The sequence below is a fragment of the Stenotrophomonas sp. BIGb0135 genome, from assembly GCF_024810105.1.
In the GTDB taxonomy this organism is placed as follows: Bacteria; Pseudomonadota; Gammaproteobacteria; order Xanthomonadales; family Xanthomonadaceae; genus Stenotrophomonas; species Stenotrophomonas maltophilia_AB.
In genome coordinates, this window is record NZ_JANUDX010000002.1 from 556,907 (window position 1) to 583,076 (window position 26,170).

The following is a 26,170-nucleotide window of genomic DNA, read 5'->3' on the forward strand; positions in this document are numbered from 1 at the left end:
TGCCCGCGCGCGCGCACCCTGACGGCATGCACACGATCCCGCCTGCCGCCGCCGGCCTCGCCTGGCACTTCGACCCGGACCTGCTGCGTCGCCACGACCGCCCCGGCCCGCGTTACACCTCCTATCCGGCCGCGCCGCATTTCCATGACGGCTTCGGCGAGCAGCAGCTGCACGCGGCGATCCACGCCAGCAACGCACGCGCCCGCGCCCTGTCGCTGTATGTGCACGTGCCGTACTGCAGCAGCCCCTGCTTCTACTGCGGGTGCAACCGCGTGATCACCCGCGACCACGGCCGCGGCGTGGCCTACGTGGCGCGCGTGCTCCGCGAGGCGGACCGGATCGCGCCGTTGTTCGATCCGTCGCGCGAGGTCATCCAGCTGCACCTGGGCGGCGGTACGCCCAATTTCCTGGCCGCCGCGCAACTGCGCGCGCTGGTCGACGGGCTGCGCCAGCGGTTCCGCTTCAGCGCGGCCGACAGCCGCGACGTGTCCATCGAACTGGACCCGCGTTTCGTCACCCGCGCCGATATCGCCGGCCTGGCCGAGCTTGGCTTCACCCGCGCCAGCCTGGGCATCCAGGATTTCGATCCGGCGGTGCAGCGTGCGATCAACCGCGAACAGGACGTTGACCAGACCCTGGACATCCTGCGGGCATGCCGCGATCACGGCCTGCGCTCGGTCAACGTCGACCTGATCTACGGCTTGCCGCACCAGACCCCGGCGGGCTTTGCGCAGACGCTGGAAACGGTCTTGCGCGAACGCCCTGACCGGCTGGCGATCTACGGTTACGCGCACCTGCCGCACCTGTTCAAGGCGCAGCGGCAGATTCCCGATGCGGCGCTGCCCAGTCCGGAGCAGAAGCTGGCCCTGCTCGGTCTGGCAGTGCGCCGCCTGACGCTGGCCGGCTACCAGTACATCGGCATGGACCACTTCGCCCTGCCCGGGGAAGACCTGTCGCAGGCGCAGCGCGCCGGGCAGCTGCACCGCAACTTCATGGGCTATACCACGCATGCCGACACCGACCTGGTCGGGTTGGGGGCGAGTGCGATCAGCCACATCGGCGATACCTACAGCCAGAACCCGCGCGACCTTCCGGGCTGGGAGGTCGCGGTGGATGCCGGACGCCTGCCGGTGTGGCGCGGCCTGCACCTGGATGCCGACGACACGCTGCGCGCCGAACTGATCGGCCAGTTGATGTGCCAGGGGCAGGTGGATGGGCGTGCACTGGCGCGCCGCCACGGCGTGGACTTCGAGGTGTATTTCGCCGATGCGTTGATCGCGCTGCAGCGCCTGCAGGACGATGGGCTGGCCGAGTACACCGACGGTGTGGTGCGCAGCACCGAACGCGGCCGGCCCCTGCTGCGCCTGCTGGCCATGTGCTTCGACCGCTACCTGGCACGCCCGGACCAGCCGGTGCGCTACTCGCGGGCGATCTGAGCCGCGTCATCGGTGTCGACCGGCGCGGTAGTGCCGTACCCTGCGCCGGCCATGGTGAGCGGCGCGTTGGATGAAGAAGATGCCGTCACTACCGCGGCATCGGCACCCGAGGCGCAGGCACCGGACGTGCGCCAGACCGCTACCGGGATCAACGCGCAGCCATGACTGGAATCCCGTCGGTGGCGAGCCTGCTGGCTGCGCCAGGGATACCGCGCGAGAACGTACGCATTCTCTCCCACCCCGACGCCCCCACGCAGGTGCTGTTGCCGGCACGGCGAGGCAGCCTGCATTCCCAAACCGGGCGCGATCAGGCACCCTATGCGCGGCGCTGCCCGGATGGCGAAATTGGTAGACGCATCGGACTTAAAATCCGCCGGGGGCAACCCCATGCCGGTTCGATTCCGGCTCCGGGCACCAACGCGGCAAGCACCCCGACGCACCGGTCGGTCAGGGCCAGTTGTCCACGCGGAAATAGAACGGGCGGACGGTGTCACCGTCGCGGAACGCATAGGCGTCGCACCTGCCTGTTTGCCGCCCCGGCTGCAGTGGGCAGGAGGCCAGGCTGCGGCCCTCGAACTCGAATTGCTCCGGCACGTTGAGCGACAGCCAGTTTTTCTGGAGATCGGTCCGGAGCGTTTTATCGCGGGGTCTGAGGTCCCGCCCCTGCACGCTGATGACAATCGGGTCCGAGTCGGTGGCCATCGCCGCGGAGTAGACGAACACGTCGCCCTTTGGCTTGCCGTGCTGCACCACGGAAAACGCGTCGTAGACCTTTCCTTGGACGTCCTCTGCCGCCGCCGGGGGGGGGAGCGAAAGAAGAATGAGCAGGCTGTGCAGGTAACCGATTATCGAGCGGGTGTCCTTTTCGCCGTGTGCGCACGACGATAGTGCATTCCAGGGCGGTTCTGATGGCGCGGCCGATTGCGCCTGCCGGTGTCCTGCGTTGCCGGTAGCATGGGCATTCCCGTCCTGCCCGGTGCCGCCATGCTCACCCTCCATATCGGCAACAAGAACTACTCGTCCTGGTCGATGCGCCCGTGGGTACTGATGACCCAGGCCGGCATCCCGTTCGAGGAGGTGCTGCTGCGCTTCGACAGCTTCGATCCGGCGTCGCAGTTCAAGCGGCAGGCCACCGCGCTGTCGCCGTCGGCAACCGTGCCGGTGCTGGTCGACGACGGCTTGGTCGTGTGGGACACCCTGGCCATTGCCGAGTACCTGGCCGAGCGCTTCCCGGACAAGGCACTGTGGCCGCGGGACGTGGCCACGCGCGCCCTGGCGCGCAGCGTCTGCGCGCAGATGCACAGCGGCTTCGGTGCGCTGCGCCAGCATTTCCCGATGAACATCGAAGCGCATCTACCGGCGGTGGGGGCGCGCGTGCTGCGTGAGCAGCCGGCGGTGCTGGAGGACCTGGAGCGCCTGCAGTCGCTGTGGGAGGCACTGCTGGCGCGCCATGGCGGGCCGCTGCTGTTCGACGGCTTCAGCATTGCCGACGCGTTCTTTGCCCCGGTGGTGATGCGGCTGAAGACCTACGCGGTGCCGGTCAGCGCGCGCGTGCAGGCCTACATGGCGGCGGTGCTGGCCTTGCCGGGCGTGGCCCGTTGGGTGGCCGATGCGCTCGCCGAGCACGACTTCCGCCCGTTCGAAGAGCCTTACCGGCAGGGCCCCGATCCGGCCTGATCAGGCGCTGGTGGGGGCCGTCGTCGCGGCACCGAGCGCGGCCAGGGCGTGCGTGTACTTCTCGGCCAGCCGCTGGCGCATCGCGTCCGGCAGGTAGTGCAGGCGTGCCGGATCGCTGTTGTCGGCGATGTCGGCCAGCTTGACCTTCAGTGCCAGCGGATTGGCGCGGATGGCGGCGTAGTAGGTGTCGGCTGGCAGGTCCTTGCGCCGGGTCAGGCAGGCCACCGCCGTGCGGATGTGCAGCGGGAACGCGTCCACCTCGTTGGCGAACGCCGGGCAGTCTTCCACCACGTCGTGCAGCCAGGCGACTGCTTCGGCGTCGGCATCGCCGTGCACCCGCGCGGCCACGCGCGCGACGTGGCCGATGTAGGGCCGGCCGGCCTTGTCGGTCTGGCTGGCATGCGCGCGGCGCGCCAGGGCTTCGGCATTGCGCAGGGTGTCGATGGGGCCTACTCCGTTGAAGGGCGGTGTCGCATTATGCCGCCCGGGCCGTGCAGGGCAGGGGCAACGCAAACTTTACGCAGCCGCACCCGGCTCCCCGTAGGCTGCGCACGACTCCATCACAGGCAAGGCAGCATGGCGAGCGCGGCGTGGGCAAGGACGACGGTGGCGGTGAGCATGGCGATGCTGTGCGCGGCGGGGATCAACGCACAGCCCGCACCGCCGGCGGCGGCCGGGCAGGCGGCCGTCGTCGACCTTGCACCGGTGGTGGTCTCGGGGGTGCAGCCCGGGCCTGGCATGTGGAAAGTGACGGCCAGCGACGGCCACGTGCTGTGGATCCTCGGCACCGTATCGCCCCTGCCGGCCAAGCTGGACTGGCGCGCCGACGAGGTCGAGGCGGTGGTCGCCAGTGCCGATGAAGTACTGGGGCCGCCGGGCTGGACGCTGGATGCCGACGTAGGGTTCTTCAAGGGGCTGACCCTGCTGCCTTCGGCGATGAAAGCCGCGCATGATCCGCAGGGACGGCGCCTGGAGGAAATCCTGCCGGCCGCGACCTACACCCGGTGGCTGGCACTCAAGCAGCGTTACCTGGGACGCGACCGGGGCGTGGAGAAAGACCGCCCGCTGGTGGCGGCCACGCGGCTGTATACCGAGGCGCTCAAGTCGGTCGGGCTCGGCCGCGGCTCGCCGGTTTCCGCTGTGCTGGACAAGGCCTACAAGGCGCGCGGCCTGAAGCCGGTGGTGACCCGGGTGGTGATCCGGGTCGAGGATCCGCGCCAGGCGCTGAAGGAAGCGCGCGCCAGTCCGTTGCAGGATGTGCAGTGCCTGGAGCGCACCCTGGATGTGGTGGAACACCAGTTGCCGCTGCTGGTCGAGCGCGCCAACGCCTGGTCGATGGGCGACACCGAGGCGCTGCAGCGGCTGGCCCTGCAAAGCCAGTACGACGCCTGCGTTGGCGCGATCGCCGAGAGCCCGTTCGGGCGTCGCCGCGGCCTGGCCGCGGTGGACCGGCAGGCGGCGGACAAATGGCAGCAGGTGGCGCGCGCCGCGCTGGCCCGCAACCGCACCACCTTCGCGGTCGTCCCGGTGCATTCCCTGGTAGCGCCCGAGGGGTATCTGGCACGCCTGCAACAGGCCGGCTACGAGGTGCAGGCGCCCTGATCCTGCGAGCGGGAGGCGCACGGTTGCCGGCGTCTCCGCGCACAGTATTCATCTATCCCGACGTCAGGGTTCGTGGCATAGTCAGGGCAGTTCACAGGGGGCTTCACCTGCATGCCGTTGCGTGCGATCGCCTATACCAGCGTCGCCTTCGAAGGGATCCAGGCATCGGATATCGATCGGATCCTGGCGGCCGCGTCCAGCTTCAACAAGATGGCCGGTGTCACCGGGGTGCTGATGTTCGATGGCACCCGCTTCCTGCAGTATTTCGAAGGCCCCGAGGACGGGGTCGATTCGGTCTACCAGCGCGTGGCCAATGCGCGCAGCCACCTGTGCCTGCGCGAACTGGCGCGCGGGCCGGTCGCGGCGCGGCACTTCCCGCGCTGGACCATGACCTCCGCGGCGATCGAGCCGGCGGTGCTCACGGCGATGATCGACCGTCCGTGGGATGGCTTCAGTGCCGCCGCGCCGGTCGATGGCCAGGCGCGGGTCGGCTTCGCACGACTGCTGTCGCTGTGGACCGGCGACTCGGGCGAGCTCGAACCTGCCGCGGTGATGCTGGGTTCGTAACGGAACGGTTCGATCCTCGTAACATGATTCTCACGGGTGGTCGCCTAGCATCTGTCTACCAGCTGTGACCGGTCCTGCGGAAATCCCGACAGGCTGTTCTGAAAGGGTAGTAACCGCAGCTGGACCACTTGTTGGCCGTCGTCCGTACTCTCCGCGGGCGGCGGCTTTGTTCTTTGTGGCCGGGCCCCTCCCGCGTTAGGCTTGCGCTATTCGTTTCCTGGCGCCGCCCTCCATGAGTCTTTCCCGCCGTCCCCGCACCTCCTCCTGTTTCTGCATTGCGCGGGGGCAGGGCTGATGGCGGCCGCCATCGGCGCTGCGACCGACGCGCGGATCGGGGTGATCGGGCTGGGCTATGTCGGCCTGCCGCTGACGGTCGCCTTTGGCTGCCGCCAACCCACGCTCGGCTACGACATCGACCGTGCACGCGTATTGGAACTGCAGCAGGGCCATGACCACACCCTGGAGATGGAGCCGCACGAGCTGGCGGCGGCCGGGCAGGCGCGTTACAGCGCCGATCCGGCCGAGCTGGCGGGGTGCAATGTCTACATCGTCACCGTGCCCACCCCCATCGATGCCTTCGAGCAGCCCGACCTCGGGCCGCTGCGCAGTGCCTCCACGCTGATCGCCGGGGTGCTCAAGCCCGGCGACCTGGTCATCTACGAATCCACCGTGTACCCGGGCACCACCGAAGAGGTGTGCGTGCCGCTGCTGGAAGCCGGGTCGGGGCTGCGCTTCAACCACGACTTCTACTGCGGTTACAGTCCGGAGCGGATCAACCCGGGCGACCGCCAGCGGCGCCTGCCGGACATCCGCAAGATCACCTCCGGCTCGACCGCCGAGGTCGCCGAAGTGGTGGACGCGCTGTATGCCGCGATCATTACCGCCGGCACCTGGCCGGCGCCGTCGATCCGCGTGGCCGAGGCAGCCAAGGTGATCGAGAACATCCAGCGCGACGTCAACATCGCCCTGGTCAACGAACTGGCGCTGATTTTCGACAAGCTCGGCATCGATACCCAGGACGTGCTCGACGCCGCCGGCAGCAAATGGAATTTCCTGCCGTTCCGCCCGGGCCTGGTCGGCGGCCACTGCATCGGCGTGGACCCGTACTACCTGCTGCACAAGTCCGAAAGCGTCGGTTACCACCCGGACCTGATCCACACCGCGCGCCAGGTCAACAACCGGGTCGGTGCGCACGTGGCGCAGCGCGTGCTGGCTCTGCTGGAAGGGCGCGGCAAGGCGCCGATGGGGGCACGCATCCTGGTGCTGGGGGTGACCTTCAAGGAAAACTGCCCGGACCTGCGCAACAGCCGGGCGCTGGAACTGGCCCAGGCGCTGGGCGCCAGCGGTGCGCGGGTGGACGTGCAGGACCCGTGGGTTGGCCCCGCCGTACTGGCCGAGAGTGGCGTGCAGTGGGTGGAGCGCGCCGATCCGGGTGTCTTCGACGCGGTGGTGCTGGCGGTGGCGCACGACGAGTTCCGGGCGTTCGACGCCGGCAGCGTGCGTGCGCTGCTCAAGCCGGACGGCGTGGTGTACGACGTCAAATCGGTCTGGCCGCGCGACGTGGTCGACGACCGGTTGTAGACTCGACGGCGTTATTGATCGAGGAAAGCCATGCATCGTTACCTGGTCTACGTGCTCGCCATCCTGCTGTTCCCGGTCTGCCTGTGGCTGGCCACGATCTGGCCGGCCTGGTACTGGGGCGTCGGCACCAGCGCGGCGCTGGTCGTGCTGGGCACCTGGGATCTGCTGCAGACGCGCAGCACGCTGCGGCGCAACTACCCGGTGATGGCGCATTTCCGTTACGGCCTGGAGTCGATCGGCCCGGAGATCCGCCAGTACTTCGTGCAGAGCGACCTGGAGGACGTGCCGTTCTCGCGCCAGCAGCGCGCGCTGATCTACCAGCGCTCCAAGAACGAAATGGACGTGGTGCCGTTCGGCACGCTGCGCAGCACCTACGCGGTGGATTACGAGTGGATCAACCATTCGCTGGCACCGACCGAGATCGCCCACAGCGATTTCCGCGTGCTGATCGGCCCGAACTGCGCCAAGCCGTACTCGGCCAGCGTGTTCAACATCTCGGCGATGAGCTTCGGCTCGCTGTCGGCCAACGCGATCCGCGCCCTCAACGAGGGCGCGCGCCGCGGCAGCTTCTACCACGACACCGGCGAAGGCTCGATCTCGCCCTATCACCGGGAAATGGGCGGGGACCTGGTCTGGGAGATCGGCTCGGGCTACTTCGGCTGCCGCGATGAGGCGGGCGGTTTCAGCGAAGAAAAGTTCGTGGCCAATGCCAACACCGACCAGGTCAAGATGATCGAGATCAAGCTGTCGCAGGGCGCCAAGCCCGGCCATGGCGGGGTATTGCCGGCGGCCAAGGTCAGCGAGGAAATCTCGATCACCCGGGGCGTGCCGATGGGCGTGGACTGTGTCTCGCCGTCGAAGCATTCGGCCTTCAGCACGCCGGTGGAACTGCTGCAGTTCGTCGCGCGCCTGCGCGAGTTGTCCGGTGGCAAGCCGGTCGGGTTCAAACTGGCCATCGGCCATCCGTGGGAATGGTTCGGCATCGCCAAGGCGATGCAGGAAACCCAGCTGCTGCCGGACTTCATCGTGGTCGACGGGGCCGAAGGCGGGACCGGTGCGGCCCCGGCCGAGTTCATCGACCACGTGGGCGTGCCGATGCACGAAGCCCTGCTGCTGGTGCACAACACGCTGGTCGGGCTGGACCTGCGCGAGCGGATCAAGGTCGGCGCAGCGGGCAAGGTCACCAGCGCGTTCGAGATCGCCCGGACCATCGCGCTGGGCGCGGACTGGTGCAACGCCGGGCGCGGCTTCATGTTCGCGCTGGGCTGCATCCAGTCGCTGAGTTGCCACAGCGACAAATGCCCGACCGGCATCGCCACCCAGGACCCGCACCGCTGGCGCCACCTGGACGCCGCCGACAAGGCCACCCGCGTGCACCGTTACCACGACAACACCGTGCGCGCGCTGCGCGACCTGCTGTGCGCGGCGGGCCTCAATCATCCTGCCGAGCTGGGGCCCGAGCACATCCTGCGTCGGGTGTCGCCGGTGGAAATCCGCTCGCTGGCGTCGCTGTATCGTTACCTCAGCCCGGGCGAGCTGCTGCGCCAGGTGCCCGACCACGCGGTCTTCCATGACTACTGGAGCGATGCGCGCAGCGATTCGTTCCAGCCACCGGCGCGCATCCAGGCGCTGCGCAGCAGCAAGTCGCGATGATGACCGGGCATGCACCGCCAGCGCGGGATGCCGATACTGCCGTGCTGCGGGCGGGCCGGGTGGACGACGCCGATCGGTTGTGGGCGCTGCGCACGCGCTGCGTGCGTGAGCTGTGCAGCGCGGCGTATCCGCCGGAGGTGATCGCACCCTGGTCGGCCTCGCCGCCGCCGGCGCACTACCACGCGCTGATCGCTCAGGGCGGCTGCATCGTCGCCGAGGACGCGCAGGGACGGCTGCTGGGGTATGCGGTGATCGACCGCGACGGCAACGAGATCGACGCGTTGTTCGTGGATCCCGACTGCGGCGGGCGCGGGATCGGCATGCGGCTGATGGGGGCGATGCAGGCGCTGGCCGATCCGGGCCGGCCGTTGGTGTTGTCGGCATCGCTCAACGCCGTGCCGTTCTACCAACGCGCCGGGTTCGTGGCCCTCCGCGAAGAAACCTACCCGCACCCCAGCGGCATCGCCCTGGCCTCGGTGCGCATGCAGCGCGGTTGATGCCGGCCGGATGACGGCGCAGGGGGCCCCGGCCGCTGGCCGGCCCACGACGGGCACTACCCCAGGTAGGCGACCACGCCGCGTCCGGCACGCAGGCCGCTGGCGTAACAGGCGGTCAGCAGGTAGCCGCCGGTGGGCGCTTCCCAATCCAGCATCTCGCCAGCGCAGAACGTGCCGGGCAGCGCACGCAGCATCAGCTGCCGGTCCAGCGCTTCCAGCCGCACGCCGCCGGCGCTGCTGATCACCTCGGCGATCGGGCGCGGGCGCTGCGGCGACAGCGGCAACCGCTTGAGCGATGCGGCGATGCGCTCGGCCGGCAACTGCCCGGCATCCTTGCCCAGCACCTCGAACAGCAGCGCGGACTTGACCCCGCCCAGGCCGAGCTGGCGGCGCAGGTGTTCGCCGAAACTGCGGCCCTGTCGCGGCCGCAGCAGCTTGTCCAGCACCTGGGCTTCGGTCTGCCCCGGCAGCAGGTCCAACTGCAGCTGCGCCTGGCCATCGCGGGCCAGGGTGTCGCGCAGGTCGGCGGCCATCGCATACACCAGGCTGCCTTCGATGCCGTCGGCGCTGATCACGCACTCGCCCTGCTGCACGCACGCCTGCCCATCCAGCGCCGTCCAGTGCGCCACCACCGGTTTCAACGGCGCGCCGGCCTGGCGCTCGCGGAAGTAGTCGCTCCATGCGATGTCGAAGCCGCAGTTGGCCGGCTGCAGCGGGGCGATGTCGATGCCACGCGCCAGCAACGGGTCCACCCACCCCGCGTCCGAGCCGAGTTCGGGCCAGCTGCCGCCGCCCATCGCCAGCACCACCGCATCGGCCTGCACCCGCACCTCGCCCTCGGGCGTGGCCAGGCGCAGTGCGCCGTCGGCGTCCCACCCGACCCAGCGGTGTTGCACATGCAGGCGCACGCCTTGTTCCTTCAGTCGGCGTACCCATCCGCGCAGCAGCGGCGCGGCCTTGCGGTCGACCGGGAAGACCCGGCCGGAGCTGCCCACGTAGGTCTCCACGCCAAAACCGCGCGCCCAGTCGCGCAACGCCGGGCCGTCGAAGTCGGCCAACCAGTCGCCCACCTCGGCGGCCCGCTCGCGATAACGCGCGACGAACAGCGCCTGCGGATCGGAGTGGGTCAGGTTCAGGCCGCCCTTGCCGGCGATCAGGAACTTGCGCCCCGGCGATCCCTTGGCCTCGTACACATCGACCTGGTGGCCGGCCGCGCGCACGGTCTCGGCGGCCATCAACCCGGCCGGGCCGCCGCCGATGATCGCCACGCGCCGCGCCGGGCTGTCTGGACTACGCATGCAGCAGGCTCAGTTCGGCTTGACGTCGAGCAGCTCGACATCGAACACCAGCGAGGAACCCGGTTGGATCGGGCCGGCACCGCGGTCGCCGTAGCCGTACGCCGCCGGGATCATCAGCGTGCGCTTGCCGCCCACTTTCATGCCGGCAAAGCCTTCGTCCCAGCCCCTGATGACCTGGCCCTTGCCGAGGTCGAAGCTGAAGGGCTCGCCGCGGTCCACCGAGCTGTCGAACTTGTCGCCATGCTTGTCGGCGGCATGCTCGTTGTAGATCCAGCCGGTGTAATGCACGGTCACCTTGTTGCCGGGCGTCGCCTCGGCGCCGGTGCCCGGCTGGGTGTCGATCTTCTCGAACTGCGTGATCGTGCCTCCCGGCGGCGGGCCGGGCGGGGTGCAGGCGGCGAGCGCCAGCAGCATCAGGGGGGCGAGCAGGTAGGTGGGCAGACGGCGCATGACGGCTCCGGAATGCAAAAACGGGACGCAAGGGTAGCGCATCGCCGGGCGCTATCATGGGCGCATGTCAAAACTGCTGCTCAACCTGCGCAACGTCGCGGACGATGAAATCCAGGACGTCACCGCCCTGCTGGACCAGGCGGGCATCGCCCATTACCGGACCGAGCCGAGCCCCTGGGGCATCTCCTCGGGCGGGATCTGGATCCGCGAAGACCAGGACCATCCGCGGGCCAGGGTCCTGATGGCCGAGTACCAGGATGCCCGCGGGGTGCGGGTGCGCGCCGAGCGCGAGGCCGCGCTGCGCGACGGCACCGCCGAGACCTTCGGCAGCCTGCTGCAGCGCCGACCGCTGTTCGTGGCCGCGGTGCTGCTGGGGATGGTCGCGGCGGCGGCGCTGGTGCTGCTGCCATTCGTGCTGCTGCGCGGCTGAACCCCTCGGGCGAAGGGTCGGGGCAGCGCCGTCGGCGCGATTTATACTGCGCGCATGATCGCCAATACTGCCGCCTACCTGTTCACCCCCATCGCCGACACGGACGCGCTATGCGCGACCCTGTTGGCGCGGGCAACCGCCGCCGACCTGCGCGGCACGATCCTGGTGGCGGGCGAGGGCATCAACCTGTTCCTGGCCGGCAGCCGGGCCGGCATCGACGGCTTCTACGCCGCCCTGCAGGCCGATGCGCGTTTTGCCGACCTGCGGGTCAAGACCAGTATCAGCCAGAGGCAGCCGTTCGCCCGACTCAAGGCCAAGGTCAAGCCGGAGATCATCAGCTTCCGCATCGATGACGGCCAGCCGCTGGCCTATCCGCGCGCGCCGTCGGTCGACCCGGCCACCGTGCAGCGCTGGCTGCGGCAGGGCCACGACGATGCCGGCAAGCCGTTGGTGATGCTGGATACCCGCAACACCCAGGAAATCGCATACGGCACTTTCCAGGACGCCCTGGTCCTGCCGATCACCAAGTTCACCGACCTGCCCGATGCACTGGCCCCGCACCGCGATGCCCTGCGCGACAGCACCGTGGTCAGCTTCTGCACCGGTGGCATCCGCTGCGAGAAGGCCGCGCTGTGGATGCGCAACGACGGCATGGACAACGTGCTGCAGCTCGACGGCGGCATTCTGGGCTACTTCGAGGCGGTTGGTGGCGAAGGCTACGACGGCCGCTGCTTCGTGTTCGACGAACGCGTGGCGCTGGATGCCGAGCTGAAGCCGCTGGTCGATCAAGCGGAGACCGGGGCGGCCTGAGGGCGGTTTGCCGGGGGTGTCGGGGTTGCCGAAGGTGTCGGGGCTGCCGAGCATGGCTCGGCACTACCGGTCACGTGTACCAGGTAGTGCCGAGCCATGCTCGGCAGCCAGGCAGCCAGGCAGCCAGGCAGCCAGGCAGCCAGGCAGCCAGGCAGCCAGGCAGCCAGGCAGCCAGGCAGCCAGGCAGCCAGCAGCCCAGACCTCATCCGGCAACCTCACGAACCCGAACCGCAGGAATCAGCATCCCGCGATCGGCACTGGCGCGCGGCCGGCGCCGGCCCCATGTCAGTGGAATACTTTCTGGATGGAACGCGTTCATGCACCTGTCGATTCTTGACCTGGCCCCGGTCTGCGAGGGCAGCGACACCACCCAGGCCTTCGCCAACATGCTGGACCTGGCCCAGCACGCCGAAGGCTGGGGCTACCATCGCTACTGGCTGGCCGAACACCACAACATGCCCGGCATCGCCAGCGCCGCCACCGCGGTGCTGATCGGGCACGTGGCCGGCGGTACCCGGCGCATACGGGTGGGCTCCGGCGGCATCATGCTGCCCAACCACTCCCCGCTGCAGGTGGCCGAGCAGTTCGGCACGCTGGCCTCGCTGTATCCGGACCGCATCGATCTCGGCCTCGGGCGTGCCCCCGGCACCGACCAGCCCACCGCGCGCGCACTGCGCCGTTACTTCGACAGTGCCGACCAGTTCCCGCAGGACGTGCGCGAACTGCTGCACTACTTCGAACCGGCACAGGCCGGCCAGGCCGTGCGTGCCGTGCCCGGGGCCGGGATTCCGGTGCCGGTGTGGCTGCTCGGCTCCAGCCTGTTCAGTGCGCGCCTGGCCGCCGCGATGGGCCTGCCATTCGCGTTCGCCTCGCACTTCGCGCCTGACGCGATGGATGAAGCACTGGCCGTGTACCGTCGCGAGTTCCGTCCCTCGCAGTACCTGACCGCGCCGTACGCGGTGCTCGGCTTGAACGTCGTGGCTGCCGAATCGGAGGCCGCGGCCAAGCGCCTGTTCACCACCCAGCAGCAGAGCTTCGTCAACCTGCGCCGCGGCAAGCCCGGGTTGATCCCGCCGCCGATCGACGACATCGAGGCCTTCTGGCAGCCGCACGAAAAGCTCGGCGTGCAGAACGCGCTGGCCTGCGCGGTGGTCGGCGACGTGCGCCAGGTGGGCGAGGGCATGGCCGCGTTCGCCGCGCGCCACAGGCCGGACGAGATCCTGCTCACCGCCAACATCTACGACCACGCCGCGCGCAAGCGCTCGTTCGGTCTGGCGATGCAGGCGTGGCAGGCGAACGCTTGATCCCCACGGTAGAGCCACGCCATGCGTGGCCGGCGTCACCCCGCCTCGTTCAAGGTGCAGCCACGCATGGCGTGGCTCCACCCGGCAAGGATGCGAAGGGGATGTGACCCTGCGATTCACGCTGCCGTGGCCGCCGATCCGCTGTGATGGGGCCCCCGTTGCAGGAGTTACCCCATGGCAGAGCACGATCGCCAACAGCACATCAAACAACTGGCCGGCATGATCCGTGACGTGGACATCGCGATGTTCACCACGGTCGGCGTCGACGGCCGTCTTTACAGTCGCCCGCTCGGTACCCAGGAAGTCGAGTTCGACGGCGACCTGTGGTTCGCCACCGAAGCCGACAGCCCCAAGGTGGCCGAGATCGCGCTCAATCCGCGGGTCAACGTCTCCTATTCCTCGCCGTCGGGCAACACCTATGTGTCCGTGGCCGGTACCGCGCGCGTCGTTGATGACCGCGCCAAGATCGAGGAACTGTGGTCGCCGGCGATGAAAGTGTTCTTCCCCGGCGGCAAGGACGATCCGAACCTGCGGCTGATCCACGTCAGTGCCGAATCGGCCGAGTACTGGGATGGCCCGGGCGGCCTGCTCGGCAGCGCGCTGTATTTCGTGTTGTCGGCGGTGACCGATGATCCGGGCGCGTTGTCCGATACCGGTACGGTGGATCTCAAGCCGGGGGCGTAACGTCCCGGTGACCGGGGTGGCGCCGACCGATGGTCGGCTCCCCCTGGCCGCTCAGAACCAGCGCTGGACCTGCTCCATCGTGTAGCTCACCAGCTGGCCGGAACTGAAGCCGAAGAACAGCACCGCGGCCACCGCGCCGACCCAGTTGAACAGCATCAGCATGCCGTCGCGTTCCAGCAGGGCCAGGGCGAACAGCAGCAGCTGGAAGCCGAACAGATAATTGGTGAACGGGATCGGCAGCGACAGCAGCATCGCTACCAGGATCAGCAACAGGCCGGTGAACGCATGCGCCGGCCGCGGCACCAGCAGCGCCGGCAGGCGCGGCTTCAGCAAGCGGTCCAGCCGTCGCAGCGGCCGGTCGATGCGGGCCAGGAAGCGATGCATGGTGCCGCGCTTGGGCCCGCGGTTGGCCACGAAACCCGGCAGCCACGGGCGGCGCATCCCGAACAGCATCTGCGCACCGATCAACACGATCAGCGGCCCGCTGACCGCGCCGCCCACGCCGGGGATCGGAATGAACGCCGGCAGGATCGCCACGAACAGGAAGACGCCGAACGCACTCTGCTGCAGGTCGCGCAGGATCTCGCCCAGCAGCAGGCGGTGCTCCGGGTCGCCATGATCGAACATGGCCAGCAGCGTGCGGATGCCCTCGTTGCGGTACGCGGGCCGGCCGTCTTCCGGCGGCGTTGGCTCAGCCGGTGAGTTCATCGGTCTCTTCTTCGGACAGCGTGCGCAGCAGCAGCTTGTCCACCCGCGCGCCGTCGAGGTCGACGATCTCGATGCGCCAGCCGGCCCAGTCGAAATACTCGCCGGCGTGCGGAATGCGCCCGAAATAATGGATGCACATGCCGGCGAGGGTGTAGTAATCGCCGTCCTCGGCATCGGGCAGTTCGGCATTGCCCATCAGTTCGCGCAGGTCTTCGATCGACAGCGAGCCATCGACCAGGAACGAACCGTCCTCGCGCGTCACCACCAGCGCGTCTTCGTCCACGTTCTCCACCGACTGCAGGCGTCCGACCACCGCGCCCATCAGGTCGCTGATGGTCACCAGGCCCTGGATCTCGCCGTACTCGTCCACCACCAGCGCCATCGACTGCTGTTCCTCGCGGAAGATCTCCAGCAGCTTCATCGCATGGGTCGACTCGGACACGTACAGCGGTTCGCGCAGGTGCTGGAACAGCGAGTGGTCATCGCGCACCAGCCGCGTGACCAGGCTCTTTACCTCGAGCACGCCGACGATGTCCTGGTCGTTGTCGCGGTACACCGGGTAACGCGAGAACTCGTGCTCGCGCATCGTGGCGATGTTCTTTTCCGGGTCGGCCACGGTGTCCAGCCAGGCGATCCGGTTGCGCGGGGTCATCAGGCTGTCGGCGGTGCGGTCGCCCAGGCGCATCACCCGGTTCATCATGTCGCGCTCATGCGCGTCGATCACGCCGGCTTCGTGGCTCTCGGCCACCAGCATGCGGATCTCTTCTTCGGTGACCGAGGCGGCCTCGTCCTTGCCCAGGCCCAGCACCCGCAGCACCAGCCGGGTGCTGTGCGAGAGCAGCCACACCGCCGGGAAGGCGATCCGGGACAGCCAGCCCATCGGCCAGGCCACCAGGCCGGCGATGTCTTCCGAGCGGGTGATCGCCAGCCGCTTGGGCACCAGTTCGCCGAAGATCAGCGTCAGGAAGGTGATCAGGGCCACCGCCAGCGCCTTGCCGACCTGGGCGGCGTAGACGAAGTCGGGGAACAGGCCGTGCAGCCAGGTGGCGATGGCCAGGCCGATCGCCTCGCCGCCGAACACACCGGTCAGCACGCCGATCAGGGTGATCCCGATCTGGACGGTGGACAGGAAGCTCTCGGGCTTCTCGGACAGTTCAAGCGCGCGCTCGGCGCGCTTGCTGGTGCTGGCCATCTGCTTGAGGCGGCTCTTGCGCGAGGTCATGACCGACATCTCGGACATGGCGAAGAAGCCGTTGAGCAGGATCAGGGCCAGGACGATAATCAGTTCAAACACGGGCGGCGTCCCCGGTTGGTGGCAGGGAGGGCGTGTTCAAGCGGTGGCGGCATCCGGAGGGCGCGCAGGCGCGGCGGAGCGGCGGAGGGTAAGGGTCGTCTTCCATAGAGTGCACCCGAAGGTGCCCGCGCATCTTAACAAAAGGCCGGGGGAGGTAGGCAACCAGAGTCGTTCAGACTGGGGCGTCGGGATGTGAAGGGCAGGGGGGAGTACCCGCAATGGACATCAAACCGTCATAATTCCGCCCGGTGCCGTCCTTCCTCGACGGCGAATAGGTTTCTCAATGTTCTCTCTGCAGACCATTTTCGGCTCCGGCAAACAGTTCTACACCCTGCTGGACGAGGCTGCGCAGGCCGCCCAGGACAGCGCCAAGGCGCTGCACGCGATGCTGCGCGAGGCTGACCGCCAGCCGGCGCTGGACGCCTTCAAGCTGGCCCGCCTGCGCGAGCGCGCCGCCTCGGACAAGATCAGCCAGGCGCTGGTGGACAGCTTCATGACCCCGATCGAGCGCGAGGACATCGAAGCGCTGGGCTCGGCGCTGTACAAGATCCCCAAGCAGGTCGAGAAGTTCGCCGACCGCTACTCGCTGGCGACCAAGCACCTGGAACACATCGATTTCGCGCCCCGCGCCGCCATGCTCGAGCAGGCCGCCAGCGTGGTCGTGGAGATGGTCGGTGACCTGCGCCACATGAACCTGGACCGGATGACCGCGCTCAACGAGAAGCTGCGTTCGCTGGAAAACGAAGCTGACCGGCTGATGCTCGAGCTGTACCGCGACATCTACTCCGGCCGCCTGGACAACCTGCAGATGTTCCTGCTCAAGGAGTTCTTCGAGATCCTGGAAAAAGCCATCGACCGCTGCCGCGAGGCCGGCGTGGTGGCGTACCAGATCGTGCTGAAGAACAGCTGACGGACGCCACAGCATGCTGACCCTTGTCCTGGTGGTGATCCTGGCCGCGCTCGTCTTCGAGTTCATCAACGGCTTCCACGACACCGCCAACTCCATCGCCACCGTGGTGGCGACCAAAGTGCTCTCGCCCGGCTGGGCGGTGATGCTCGCCGCGTTCATGAACCTCATCGGCGCGCTGACCGGCACCGCCGTCGCGCTGACCATCGCCTCGGGCCTGCTCAACACCAACGTGGTCGACGTGACCCCGCAGGTGATCCTGTGCGCCCTGCTCGGCGGCATCATCTGGAACCTGATCACCTGGTGGAAGGGCCTGCCGTCCTCGTCCTCGCACGCGCTGATCGGCGGCCTGTGCGGCGCCGGCCTGGCCGCGGCCCACAACAACTGGGATGCGCTGATCTGGTCCGAACGGATCGGCACCTGGGCCCAGAACAAGGGCCTGCTGTGGAAGGTGTTCCTGCCGATGATCACCTCGCCGATCGCCGGCTTCCTGCTCGGTATCGTGGTGATGCTGCTGCTGTGGGCGATCATCGCCGGCATGGCCAAGGCCGGCGGCTGGCTGGGTCGCCTGGCCCGCCCGCGCATCGTCAACGCGTTCTTCGGCAAGGCGCAGATCGCGTCGGCCGCCTACATGGGCTTCGCCCACGGCCACAACGACGCGCAGAAGACCATGGGCATCATCGCCATGACCCTGATCGGCGCCGAGGCCACCGGTGCATTGAACGACCTGCCGTCCTGGCTGGCCTTCATGCATCCGCAGGCCAGTGCCGGTGACGGCATCGCGATGTGGATCGTACTCACCTGCGCGGTGGTGATGGCGGCCGGTACCGCGTCCGGCGGCTGGAAGATCATCAAGACCCTGGGCCACAAGATGGTGAAGCTGCACCCGATCCACGGCTTTGCCGCGGAGACCAGCTCGGCCACCATCCTCACCCTGGCCGCGCATTTCGGCATGCCGGTTTCGACCACGCACAGCATCTCGACCGCGATCATGGGCGTGGGTTACGCCAAGAACCCGCGTTCGCTGCGGTTCGGCGTGATCGAACGCATCGTGTGGGCCTGGATCCTGACCATCCCCGCCGCCGGCGGTTGTGCGTATCTGATCCTGCGCCTGTTCGAGCTGTTCGGCTGGGCGTAAGCCGCGTCGAACCGGCGGTGCCGGGCCATGCTCGGCTGCAACGAAAAACCCGCCGAAAGGCGGGTTTTTCGTTTCTTCTCCCAGCGCCCGAGCCAGTGACCACCGCCGAGCGCGGCGCCGCGCTATCCCCTCAGCGCCCGCGTTCCCGTGCCAGCAACCCGTACAACGCCGAATCGGACAGCTCACCGCCCACGCACCAGCGTTCGCGCAGCAGGCCTTCGCGCTGGAATCCGATGCGCTCCAGCACGCGTGCCGACGGCGCGTTGCGCGGATCGATCTCCGCCTCGAGCCGGCGTAGCCCGCGATCATCGAACAGGTGGTCCACGAAACACCGCAGCGCCTCGCCCATGTAGCCCTTGCCCTGTGCCAGCGGCGACAGGTGGTAGCCGATCTCCGCCCGGCGCGCATCGGCATCGATCGCAAACACCACGCAGATGCCGAGCAACGGCGCATCGGCATGCTCGCGGATGCCGAGTTTGAGCTGGGTGCCGGCCCGCTGCGCAGCCAGGTCGTCGAGGATCTGCGCATAGGCCTGCTGGATGTCGGTCCAGGCCGGGTGGTTCCAGTAACGCATCACCGCCGGGTCGGACTGGATGGCAAACAGCGCGGCACCGTCGCTGGCCCGGATCGGGCTCAGCACCAGCCGCGGGCTGCGCAGTTGAAGGGTCGAATCGAAGTACATGCAGGTCCGTGTCGGCAGCCGGCACGCGGCCGGTCGTGTCCGGGGATTATGCCGGGCCCCCCACGCTCGCGACAGACCCGATCCCGACACCGCCCGATCCCGACACCCCGTCCAGCCGCGCATCGCCGTACTCGATCCCCTGCGGCCCTTGGGACAGTCGCCCCTCGATCAGGAAGGAAACCCAAAAAAAAGCCCGCCGGGATGGCGGGCTCCTCTGCAGCGGTCAGGCGACTCTCAGACTTCAAGCGATGCCAGGTCGCCCTTGTTCTCCAGCCACTGCTTGCGGTCGCTGGCGCGCTTCTTGGCCAGCAGCATGTCCATCAGCGAATGGGTCTGCTCGCCATCATCGATCGTCAACTGCACCAGGCGGCGCGTATCGGGATGGATGGTCGACTCGCGCAGCTGCGGCGGATTCATCTCGCCCAGGCCCTTGAAGCGGGTCACGCTCACGGTGCCCTTGATCTTCTCGCGCTCGATCTTGTCCAGCATGGTGCGCTTTTCTTCTTCATCCAGCGCGTAGAACACCTGCTTGCCCACGTCGATGCGGAACAGCGGCGGCATCGCCACGAACACGTGGCCAGCATCCACCAAGGCCGGGAAGTGCTTGAGGAACAGCGCGGTCAGCAGCGTGGCGATATGCAGGCCGTCCGAGTCGGCGTCGGCCAGGATCACCACCTTGCCGTAGCGCAGCCCGGTGATGTCGTCCTTGCCCGGGTCGCAGCCGATCGCGATCGCCAGGTTGTGCACTTCTTCCGACGCCAGCACGCTGCCCGAGGACACTTCCCAGGTGTTCAGGATCTTGCCGCGCAGCGGCATGATCGCCTGGAAGTCCTTGTCGCGGGCCTGCTTGGCGCTGCCGCCGGCCGAGTCGCCTTCCACCAGGAACAGCTCGGTGCGCGACAGGTCCTGGCTGATGCAGTCGGCCAGCTTGCCGGGCAGGGCAGGGCCCTGGGTGACCTTCTTGCGGGTCACCAGCTTCTCGGTCTTCAGGCGCGCACTGGCGCGCTCGATGGCCAGCTGGGCGATCTTCTCGCCCATCTCCACGTTCTGGTTGAGCAGCAGGCTGAAGGCATCGTGCGCGGCACCTTCGACGAAACCGGCGGCCTGGCGCGAGGACAGGCGCTCCTTGGTCTGGCCGCTGAACTGCGGGTCGGTCATCTTCAGCGACAGCACGAAGGCGACCCGGTCCCACACGTCTTCCGGGGCCAGCTTGACCCCGCGCGGCAACAGGTTGCGGAAATCGCAGAACTCGCGCAGCGCTTCGGTCAGGCCGGTGCGCAGTCCGTTGGCGTGGGTGCCGTGCTGGGCCGTCGGGATCAGGTTGACGTAGCTTTCCTGGACCAGTTCGCCCTCGGGAATCCAGGCCAGGGCCCAGTCCACCACCTCGTTTTCCTTCTTCAGGTGACCCACGAACAGGTCGGCCGGCAGCATCTCGCGCTCGCCCAGCTCGGCCTTCAGGTAGTCGCTCAGGCCATCTTCGTAGTACCAGGTGTCCTGCTCGTCGGTGGCTTCATCGCGAAGCTTCACGGTCAGGCCCGGGCACAGCACCGCCTTGGCGCGCAGCAGGTGGCGCAGCGCGCGCAGGTTGTACTTGGGCGTGTCGAAGTACTTCGGGTCGGCCCAGAAGCGCACGCGGGTGCCGGTGTTCTTCTTGCCGACGCTGCCGACCACTTCCAGCGGAGTGGCGCGGTCGCCGTTGCGGAAGGTGATGCGGTGTTCGCTGCCGTCGCGCTTGATGTGCACCTCGACCAGGGTCGAGAGCGCATTGACCACGCTGACGCCTACGCCATGCAGGCCGCCGGAGAAGGTGTAGTTCTTGTTGTTGAACTTGCCGCCCGCGTGCAGGCGGGTGAGGATCAGTTCGACACCGGGGATCTTCTCCTCGGGGTGGATGTCCACGGGCATGCCGCGGCCGTCATCGCTGACCTCGCAGCTGCCATCCTTGTACAGGGTGACCTCGACCGTACGGGCATGCCCGGCCAGGGCTTCGTCGACGGCATTGTCGATGACTTCCTGCGCCAGATGGTTCGGGCGCGCGGTGTCGGTGTACATGCCGGGGCGGCGCTTGACCGGGTCCAGGCCGGACAGGACTTCAATATCGGCGGCGTTATAGCGGGCGTTCATCTGTCTTCAAAAAGCGCAAAGCGACGGCGAAGTTTGCGGTCTGGACGGTTTTTTTGCACGCCACACGTTCAGGGGCCGGCCGACCGGGGTTGGATAGAATGTGCGTGGTGGAAACCGGGCCCCCCGGCAACCCCATCCCAAGCCGAGACCGCGAGGAGTGACCCCATGAAGAAGTTGCTGACCGTCATCGCCATTGCCGCCGCCGTCGTGGCCGTGCCGCTGGCCATGGCCCAGAACGCCGGACAGGGCCAGCCCACGCCGCAGCAGGGCGAGCAGGCCGACAAGGCGCAGTCCGAGGCCGATGCCAAGGCCAAGCGCCGGGCCCAGGCCACCGCCGAGATGAAGGCCAGGGGCGAACAGGCCCCGCAGAAGGAAGAAGAGGAAGAAGCCAGGAAGAAGCGCTGACCCCTTCCGACCGCGTCATGGACGCCCCGGCACTGCCGGGGCGTCTTTTTTTTGTGAAGGGCGCACGCCAGTGCTTGGGCTTGTGGCCTCCAATCTGTAAACTAGCGCTTTCCGGGAGCAGTACGTGTCATCCATCAGCGAATGGACTGGCCTGATCGTGCGCGATCGCCAGCAGGGTAGGCAGAAGGTGACGGTCCGTTCAGCGACCGGCACGGCCAACCCGACCTCGCCGACCGGCCTGCCTGCTGCCCCCCTGATCCCGTCCCTGGCGCGTGTAGTGCCCGCAGCCAGCGGCCCGATCGCCCCCGTTTTCCCCTTCACGCCGTCCGTCGCCCCCCGCGCCGGCGTCGTTTCCCCCTTCCTGACAGGACACCCCCAGCCATGACTCCCTTGATCTTCGTAACCGGCGGCGTAGTGTCCTCGCTCGGCAAAGGTATTGCCGCCGCGTCACTTGCCGCCATCCTCGAAGCCCGTGGCCTGACCGTCACGATGATGAAGCTCGACCCGTACATCAACGTCGATCCGGGCACCATGAGCCCGTTCCAGCACGGCGAGGTGTACGTCACCGACGACGGCGCCGAGACCGACCTGGACCTGGGCCACTACGAGCGTTTCGTGCGCACCCGCCTGAGCCGCAAGAACTCGGTCACCACCGGCCGCATCTACGAGAACGTGATCCGCAAGGAGCGCCGCGGCGACTACCTGGGCGCCACCGTGCAGGTCATCCCGCACATCACCGATGAAATCCGCCGCTGCATGGACGAGGCCACCGAAGGCTTCGACGTGGCCCTGGTGGAGATCGGTGGCACCGTCGGCGACATCGAATCGCTGCCGTTCCTGGAGGCGATCCGCCAGGTGCGCACCGAGCGTGGGCCGGAGAAGGCCCTGTTCATGCACCTCACCCTGGTGCCGTATATCGCCGCCGCCGGCGAACTGAAGACCAAGCCGACCCAGCACTCGGTCAAGGAACTGCGCTCGATCGGCATCCAGCCGGACGTGCTGCTGTGCCGCTCCGAGCAGGTCGTGCCGGATTCGGAGCGTCGCAAGATCGCCCAGTTCACCAACGTGTCCGAGCGCGCGGTGATCAGCGTGCCCGACGTGGACGTGCTGTACCGCATCCCGATGGGCCTGCACGCGCAGGGCCTGGACGAAATCGTCATCAACCAGCTCAAGCTCGCCGACAAGGCCGGCCCGGCCGACCTGCACGAGTGGGAAGCAGCGGTGGATGCCACCCTGCACCCGCTGGACGAGGTCACCATCGCGGTGGTGGGCAAGTACGTGGACCACCAGGACGCCTACAAGTCGGTCGGCGAGGCCCTCAAGCACGGCGGCCTGCGCCAGCGCACGCGGGTCAACCTGAAGTGGCTCGAAGCCCAGGACCTGGAAGGCACCGACATGGGCGCGCTGAAGGACGTCGACGGCATCCTCGTGCCCGGCGGCTTCGGCGACCGCGGTTTCGAAGGCAAGGTGCTCACCTCGCAGTTCGCCCGTGAGCAGAACGTGCCGTACTTCGGCATCTGTTACGGCATGCAGGCCGCGGTGGTCGATTTCGCCCGCCACGTGGCCGGGCTGGACGGGGCCAACAGCACCGAGAACGACCGCCAGTCGCCGAACCCGGTGATCGGCCTGATCACCGAGTGGCGCACCGCCACCGGCGACGTGGAGAAGCGCGACGACAAGAGCGACCTCGGCGGCACCATGCGCCTGGGCCTGCAGGAGCAGCGGCTCAAGCCGGGCACGCTGGCCCGCGCGCTGTACGGCAAGGACGTGGTCTCCGAACGCCATCGCCACCGCTACGAGTTCAACAACCGCTACCGCACCCAGCTGGAAGATGCCGGGCTGGTGATCGCCGGCAAGTCGATGGACGACACCCTGGTGGAAGTCATCGAGCTGCCGCGCGACCAGCACCCGTGGTTCCTGGCCTGCCAGGCCCATCCCGAGTTCCTGTCCACCCCGCGCGAAGGCCACCCGCTGTTCATCGGCTTCATCCGCGCCGCGCGGGAGCGCAAGGCCGGTGGCGCCCTGGAAGCAGGCGCCTGACCGCGCCATGGCGCGGCCGCCCGCGCGGGCGGCCCGCATGAGCCAGGACCCGTGGGCGGCGCTGGAAGCGCGCCGCCAGCGCCGGCACTGGCGCCAGTGGCCGTGGGGCTGGGCCGCACTGCTGCTGTCCTTCGGCGCCTGGGTGTGCACCTTCATGCTGACGGTGCTGGTGATGGCCAGCGTCGGCATGCCCGGTGACGGCAGTCACGCCATGCAGGCCACCGCGCCCTATCTGTACATCACCCTGGCGCTGGGCGGGACCGCCCTGCTGGGCAGCGTGATCGCCAGCGTGCTGGCCCTGCGCCTGCGCCGCCAGGCCGGTGGCGGCGTGTCCGCGCTGGTGCTCGACGCGCTGCTGTTGGCGGTGCTGCTCGCTCCTGCGCTGTTGTAGACGCGCGCCGCCTGCCAGGCCGCACGCCGATTTGGCAAGCGGCAGGTGGATGGCGATAATCACGCGGCAGCTTTTCAGCGCTACTTTTTGGCGTCTCCCCTTCCTGACTGGTAACCGGCCCGCTATGACCACGATCCGCAGCATCCACGCCCGTGAAATCCTCGACAGCCGTGGCAATCCCACGCTGGAAGCCGATGTCATCCTCGAGGACGGTTCGTTCGGCCGCGCCGCGGTTCCCTCCGGCGCCTCGACCGGCTCCAAGGAAGCGGTCGAGCTGCGTGACGGCGACAAGACCCGTTACCTGGGCAAGGGCGTGCGCAACGCCGTGGCCAACGTCAACACCACCATCGCCAACGCGCTCAAGGGCTACGACGCCGCCGACCAGGACGCCCTGGATCGCCGCCTGATCGACCTGGACGGCACCGAGAACAAGGGCCGGCTGGGCGCCAACGCGCTGCTGGCCGTGTCCATGGCCAATGCCCATGCCGCCGCCGCGTCCAACAAGCAGGCGCTGTGGCAGTACCTGGCCAAGGGCCGCGACGTGACCCTGCCGGTGCCGATGATGAACATCATCAACGGCGGCGCGCATGCCGACAACAACGTCGACTTCCAGGAGTTCATGGTCCTGCCGGTCGGTTTCACCTCGTTCTCCGAAGCGCTGCGCGCCGGCACCGAAATCTTCCATTCGCTCAAGTCCGTGCTCAAGGGCCATGGCCTGAGCACCGCCGTGGGCGACGAAGGCGGCTTCGCGCCGGACTTCCGCAGCAACGTCGAGGCGCTGGACACCATCCTGGAGGCGATCGGCAAGGCCGGCTACACCGCCGGTGAAGACGTGCTGCTGGGCCTGGACGTGGCCTCCAGCGAGTTCTACGAGAACGGCAAGTACAACCTGGTGGGCGAGAACAAGCGCCTGACCTCCGAGCAGTTCGTCGACTTCCTGGCCGACTGGGCTGCCCAGTACCCGATCATCACCATCGAAGACGGCCTGGCCGAGAACGACTGGGCCGGCTGGAAGCTGCTCACCGACCGCATCGGCAGCAAGGTGCAGCTGGTCGGCGACGACCTGTTCGTGACCAACCCGAAGATCTTCAAGGAAGGCATCGCGTCGGGCACCGCCAACGCCATCCTGATCAAGGTCAACCAGATCGGCACCCTGACCGAGACCCTGGAAGCGATCGCGATGGCGCACGACGCCAACTACGCGGCCGTGGTCTCGCACCGTTCGGGCGAAACCGAAGACACCACCATCGCCGACATCGCCGTGGCCACCACCGCCACCCAGATCAAGACCGGCTCGCTGTGCCGCAGCGACCGCGTGGCCAAGTACAACCAGCTGCTGCGCATCGAAGAAGCCCTCGGTGCCGGTGCGCGTTACGCCGGTCGCGACGCGTTCGTGTCGCTGAAGCGCTGATCCCATGCGCAACTGGCGCTGGATGCTGCTGCTGCTCGCGCTGCTGCTGGCGTGGCTGCAGTACCGCTTCTGGTTCGGCCCGGGCAATTCAGGGGAAGTGATGGCCCTGGAGGCCCAGGTCGCCAGCCAGCAGCGTGACAACGCCGGTCTGCAACAGCGCAACGACGCGCTCGCCGCCGAGGTCAAGGATCTCAAGGAAGGCCAGGCGGCGATCGAGGAGCGCGCGCGCAGCGAGCTGGGCATGATCAAGCCCGGCGAGAAGTTCTACCGCGTGGTCGAAGACGCCCCGGTCGCGCCTGCGCGCGCACCGGTGGCGCCGGTCGATCCGGATGCACCGCACCAGGAGGTGCCCTGATGGGTACCGTATGGGCGGTGGTGCCGGCGGCCGGTCGCGGCACCCGCTTCGGCGGAGAGACCCCCAAGCAGTACCTGGTCGCGGGCGACCGGGTGCTGCTGGCGCACACGTTGGAGGCCCTGTTGTCGCACCCGGTCGTGGCCGGCGTGATGGTCGTGGTCGCCGAGGGCGACACCGACTGGCCGGGCTGGCAGTCGCTGGCGGACAAGCCGATCCTGACCTGCACCGGCGGCGCCACTCGCGCCGCGTCGGTGCTGGCCGGGCTGCAGGCTTTGCCGGACAGCGTGCGTGCCGATGATTTCGTGCTGGTCCACGACGCGGCGCGGCCCAACCTGGCCGCCGCCGACCTGGGCCGGCTGCTGGAAGTAGGGCGCAACGACCCGGTCGGGGCGATCCTGGCCGCGCCGGTACGCGACACCCTCAAGCGGGCCGGCGATGACGGTGGCATCGATGCCACCGAACCCCGTGCGCGCCTGTGGCGTGCGCTGACCCCGCAACTGTTCCGTCGCCACCAGTTGGCGCGCGCGCTGCAGGAGGCCGCCGCCGCCGGGATCGAGGTGACCGACGACGCCATGGCGATGGAGCGGCAGGGGCTGCGCCCGTTGCTGGTGGAAGGCAGCGAGGACAACTTCAAGGTCACCACGCCGGCCGACCTGTCCCGATTCGAATTCGAGCTGTCGCGCCGCGGATGACCCTCCGCGCGCGGCGCCACAACCGCAGGTCCTT

General features: G+C 68.3%; 27 protein-coding genes and 1 tRNA gene. 20 read left to right on the forward strand and 8 right to left on the reverse strand.

The window, feature by feature from the left end:
- Positions 1 to 26 precede the first annotated feature (26 nt).
- Positions 27 to 1,436 carry an oxygen-independent coproporphyrinogen III oxidase gene (gene hemN / locus M2421_RS06960; RefSeq protein WP_259204480.1) on the forward strand — a complete coding sequence of 470 codons (1,410 nt, stop codon included), beginning with the start codon at positions 27 to 29 and terminating at the stop codon, positions 1,434 to 1,436.
- A 330-nt stretch (positions 1,437 to 1,766) separates the two neighbouring features.
- Positions 1,767 to 1,853 (forward strand) — tRNA-Leu (locus M2421_RS06965).
- 30 nt (positions 1,854 to 1,883) lie between these two features.
- Here the strand turns inward: M2421_RS06965 and M2421_RS06970 are convergent.
- Entirely contained in the window at positions 1,884 to 2,435 is a 552-nt protein-coding gene (locus M2421_RS06970; protein WP_259204482.1) for a hypothetical protein, read from the reverse strand.
- Here M2421_RS06970 and M2421_RS06975 point away from each other — a divergent pair.
- Positions 2,421 to 3,113, forward strand: coding sequence for a glutathione S-transferase family protein (locus tag M2421_RS06975; RefSeq protein ID WP_259204483.1), 693 nt, complete (start codon positions 2,421 to 2,423; stop codon positions 3,111 to 3,113). The genes M2421_RS06970 and M2421_RS06975 overlap by 15 nt on opposite strands.
- Here M2421_RS06975 and M2421_RS06980 read toward each other — a convergent pair whose 3' ends face one another.
- Positions 3,114 to 3,626: a phosphohydrolase gene (locus M2421_RS06980; RefSeq protein WP_259204484.1), complete on the reverse strand. Its 513-nt coding sequence runs from the start codon at positions 3,624 to 3,626 to the stop codon at positions 3,114 to 3,116. It lies immediately after the preceding gene.
- 105 nt (positions 3,627 to 3,731) lie between these two features.
- Here M2421_RS06980 and M2421_RS06985 point away from each other — a divergent pair, with 105 nt between their 5' ends.
- From M2421_RS06985 to M2421_RS07005, 5 genes are all read left to right on the forward strand, one after another.
- Positions 3,732 to 4,715 carry a TraB/GumN family protein gene (locus tag M2421_RS06985; RefSeq protein WP_259204485.1) on the forward strand — a complete coding sequence of 328 codons (984 nt, stop codon included), beginning with the start codon at positions 3,732 to 3,734 and terminating at the stop codon, positions 4,713 to 4,715.
- Between the two features lie 111 nt (positions 4,716 to 4,826).
- Positions 4,827 to 5,282 (forward strand): BLUF domain-containing protein, encoded by a 456-nt coding sequence (locus tag M2421_RS06990; protein WP_259204488.1) that lies wholly within the window; start codon positions 4,827 to 4,829, stop codon positions 5,280 to 5,282.
- A 294-nt stretch (positions 5,283 to 5,576) separates the two neighbouring features.
- Entirely contained in the window at positions 5,577 to 6,863 is a 1,287-nt protein-coding gene (locus M2421_RS06995) for a nucleotide sugar dehydrogenase (protein WP_259204498.1), read from the forward strand.
- Between the two features lie 30 nt (positions 6,864 to 6,893).
- The gene (locus M2421_RS07000; protein WP_259204500.1) at positions 6,894 to 8,516 is read left to right on the forward strand and encodes an FMN-binding glutamate synthase family protein; all 1,623 of its coding nucleotides are present in this window, start codon (positions 6,894 to 6,896) and stop codon (positions 8,514 to 8,516) included.
- On the forward strand, positions 8,516 to 9,013 hold the full coding sequence (locus M2421_RS07005; protein ID WP_259204501.1) for a GNAT family N-acetyltransferase: 498 nt from the start codon (positions 8,516 to 8,518) through the stop codon (positions 9,011 to 9,013). The genes M2421_RS07000 and M2421_RS07005 overlap by 1 nt, the downstream gene beginning before the upstream one ends.
- A 56-nt stretch (positions 9,014 to 9,069) precedes the next feature.
- Here the strand turns inward: M2421_RS07005 and M2421_RS07010 are convergent, their stop codons facing one another.
- Both M2421_RS07010 and M2421_RS07015 read right to left on the reverse strand, forming a co-directional pair.
- Positions 9,070 to 10,311 (reverse strand): TIGR03862 family flavoprotein, encoded by a 1,242-nt coding sequence (locus M2421_RS07010; RefSeq protein ID WP_259204502.1) that lies wholly within the window; start codon positions 10,309 to 10,311, stop codon positions 9,070 to 9,072.
- Between the two features lie 9 nt (positions 10,312 to 10,320).
- A complete protein-coding gene (locus M2421_RS07015) occupies positions 10,321 to 10,761 on the reverse strand; it encodes an FKBP-type peptidyl-prolyl cis-trans isomerase (RefSeq protein ID WP_259204503.1) in 441 nt (146 codons plus the stop codon).
- 64 nt (positions 10,762 to 10,825) lie between these two features.
- Between M2421_RS07015 and M2421_RS07020 the strand changes: the two genes are divergently transcribed.
- The 4 genes from M2421_RS07020 to M2421_RS07035 all read left to right on the forward strand — a co-directional run bounded on the left by M2421_RS07020 (position 10,826) and on the right by M2421_RS07035 (position 13,989).
- A complete protein-coding gene (locus M2421_RS07020; protein WP_259204504.1) occupies positions 10,826 to 11,191 on the forward strand; it encodes a DUF6164 family protein in 366 nt (121 codons plus the stop codon).
- Positions 11,192 to 11,245: 54 nt separating this feature from the next.
- The gene (locus M2421_RS07025; RefSeq protein ID WP_259204505.1) at positions 11,246 to 12,001 is read left to right on the forward strand and encodes a sulfurtransferase; all 756 of its coding nucleotides are present in this window, start codon (positions 11,246 to 11,248) and stop codon (positions 11,999 to 12,001) included.
- A gap of 317 nt (positions 12,002 to 12,318) precedes the next feature.
- A complete protein-coding gene (locus M2421_RS07030) occupies positions 12,319 to 13,305 on the forward strand; it encodes an LLM class flavin-dependent oxidoreductase (protein ID WP_259204506.1) in 987 nt (328 codons plus the stop codon).
- A gap of 174 nt (positions 13,306 to 13,479) precedes the next feature.
- Positions 13,480 to 13,989 carry a pyridoxamine 5'-phosphate oxidase family protein gene (locus M2421_RS07035; RefSeq protein ID WP_259204507.1) on the forward strand — a complete coding sequence of 170 codons (510 nt, stop codon included), beginning with the start codon at positions 13,480 to 13,482 and terminating at the stop codon, positions 13,987 to 13,989.
- Between the two features lie 51 nt (positions 13,990 to 14,040).
- Here M2421_RS07035 and M2421_RS07040 read toward each other — a convergent pair whose 3' ends face one another.
- Together M2421_RS07040 and M2421_RS07045 are read right to left on the reverse strand one after the other, a co-directional pair.
- Entirely contained in the window at positions 14,041 to 14,697 is a 657-nt protein-coding gene (locus tag M2421_RS07040; RefSeq protein ID WP_259204509.1) for an exopolysaccharide biosynthesis protein, read from the reverse strand.
- Positions 14,681 to 15,991: a hemolysin family protein gene (locus tag M2421_RS07045; RefSeq protein ID WP_259204511.1), complete on the reverse strand. Its 1,311-nt coding sequence runs from the start codon at positions 15,989 to 15,991 to the stop codon at positions 14,681 to 14,683. The genes M2421_RS07040 and M2421_RS07045 overlap by 17 nt, the downstream gene beginning before the upstream one ends.
- Positions 15,992 to 16,274: 283 nt before the next feature.
- Between M2421_RS07045 and M2421_RS07050 the strand changes: the two genes are divergently transcribed.
- Positions 16,275 to 16,901, forward strand: a complete 627-nt coding sequence (locus tag M2421_RS07050) for a DUF47 family protein (protein ID WP_259204513.1) — start codon at positions 16,275 to 16,277, stop codon at positions 16,899 to 16,901.
- A gap of 13 nt (positions 16,902 to 16,914) precedes the next feature.
- Positions 16,915 to 18,036 (forward strand): inorganic phosphate transporter, encoded by a 1,122-nt coding sequence (locus M2421_RS07055; RefSeq protein ID WP_259204515.1) that lies wholly within the window; start codon positions 16,915 to 16,917, stop codon positions 18,034 to 18,036.
- A 130-nt stretch (positions 18,037 to 18,166) separates the two neighbouring features.
- On the opposite strand, the gene M2421_RS07060 is transcribed toward M2421_RS07055, so the two are convergent.
- Both M2421_RS07060 and parE read right to left on the reverse strand, forming a co-directional pair.
- Positions 18,167 to 18,718, reverse strand: a complete 552-nt coding sequence (locus M2421_RS07060) for a GNAT family protein (RefSeq protein ID WP_259204517.1) — start codon at positions 18,716 to 18,718, stop codon at positions 18,167 to 18,169.
- A 234-nt stretch (positions 18,719 to 18,952) separates the two neighbouring features.
- A complete protein-coding gene (gene parE, locus M2421_RS07065; RefSeq protein ID WP_259204524.1) occupies positions 18,953 to 20,842 on the reverse strand; it encodes a DNA topoisomerase IV subunit B in 1,890 nt (629 codons plus the stop codon).
- 165 nt (positions 20,843 to 21,007) lie between these two features.
- Between parE and M2421_RS07070 the strand changes: the two genes are divergently transcribed.
- The 6 genes from M2421_RS07070 (at position 21,008) to ispD (ending at position 26,136) form a co-directional block, all read left to right on the forward strand.
- The gene (locus tag M2421_RS07070; RefSeq protein WP_259204526.1) at positions 21,008 to 21,247 is read left to right on the forward strand and encodes a hypothetical protein; all 240 of its coding nucleotides are present in this window, start codon (positions 21,008 to 21,010) and stop codon (positions 21,245 to 21,247) included.
- A 381-nt stretch (positions 21,248 to 21,628) separates the two neighbouring features.
- Positions 21,629 to 23,287 (forward strand): CTP synthase, encoded by a 1,659-nt coding sequence (locus M2421_RS07075; protein WP_259204529.1) that lies wholly within the window; start codon positions 21,629 to 21,631, stop codon positions 23,285 to 23,287.
- Between the two features lie 37 nt (positions 23,288 to 23,324).
- Positions 23,325 to 23,678 carry a hypothetical protein gene (locus M2421_RS07080; protein WP_259204530.1) on the forward strand — a complete coding sequence of 118 codons (354 nt, stop codon included), beginning with the start codon at positions 23,325 to 23,327 and terminating at the stop codon, positions 23,676 to 23,678.
- Between the two features lie 124 nt (positions 23,679 to 23,802).
- Positions 23,803 to 25,089, forward strand: a complete 1,287-nt coding sequence (gene eno / locus M2421_RS07085; protein WP_259204532.1) for a phosphopyruvate hydratase — start codon at positions 23,803 to 23,805, stop codon at positions 25,087 to 25,089.
- A gap of 4 nt (positions 25,090 to 25,093) precedes the next feature.
- Positions 25,094 to 25,444 carry a cell division protein FtsB gene (ftsB, locus tag M2421_RS07090; RefSeq protein WP_259204535.1) on the forward strand — a complete coding sequence of 117 codons (351 nt, stop codon included), beginning with the start codon at positions 25,094 to 25,096 and terminating at the stop codon, positions 25,442 to 25,444.
- Complete coding sequence (ispD, locus tag M2421_RS07095; protein ID WP_259205043.1) at positions 25,441 to 26,136, forward strand: 2-C-methyl-D-erythritol 4-phosphate cytidylyltransferase; 696 nt, start codon at positions 25,441 to 25,443, stop codon at positions 26,134 to 26,136. Before ftsB ends, ispD begins: the two co-directional genes overlap by 4 nt.
- Positions 26,137 to 26,170: the final 34 nt, after the last annotated feature.